Raw genomic sequence first — 425 nt, forward strand, 5'->3', positions numbered from 1 at the left:
TCCATCCTCTCCCAATGATTTTCTCTCCTGGCAACGGCTGCTTTTTGGAAGGCGTAAAGCCAGCCCGTGCAGCTATGGCGCCTAAGGCTCCTTTTACTGTCAGCGTCTTCTTGCCTGTCTGCTGCTCAAGTACTTGCAGCTGAAGCGGCTCAAAAACATGCGCTGCTCTGCCAGTTCCGGGGCCTGCGCTGCCAGTTCCGGGGCCTGCGCTGCCAGTTTCTTGAGCCAAAGCAGCTGCCAGGCCACAAGGGAGAGCAGGGCAATGGCATTGGAAAGGCGCCGGAAACTGTCAACCTGCAGCCGCTCCACTTTCACGCCGCCCTTGAGCACCAGGTGCCACCGCTCCATGACCCAGCGCCTGCGGTAATTGACTCAGCGCCTGCGGTCATAGTCGAGCATGAGCAGGGCGGTGACTTCATCTTCCG

Annotated in this window: 1 protein-coding gene; it reads right to left on the minus strand. The window is 59.5% G+C overall.

Annotated elements, in window-relative coordinates:
• Positions 1–99 precede the first annotated feature (99 nt).
• Positions 100–348, minus strand: coding sequence for a hypothetical protein (locus K3G39_RS20510; protein ID WP_220628034.1), 249 nt, complete (start codon positions 346–348; stop codon positions 100–102).
• Between the last annotated feature and the right edge of the window lie 77 nt (positions 349–425).

The sequence above is a fragment of the Pontibacter sp. HSC-14F20 genome (assembly GCF_019599265.1).
Lineage (GTDB): Bacteria > Bacteroidota > Bacteroidia > Cytophagales > Hymenobacteraceae > Pontibacter.

Coding starts and splice junctions, on each gene's coding strand:
- K3G39_RS20510 (WP_220628034.1), bottom strand. CDS start 348: ATGGAGCGGTGGCACCTGGTGCTCAAGGGCGGCGTGAAAGTGGAGCGG.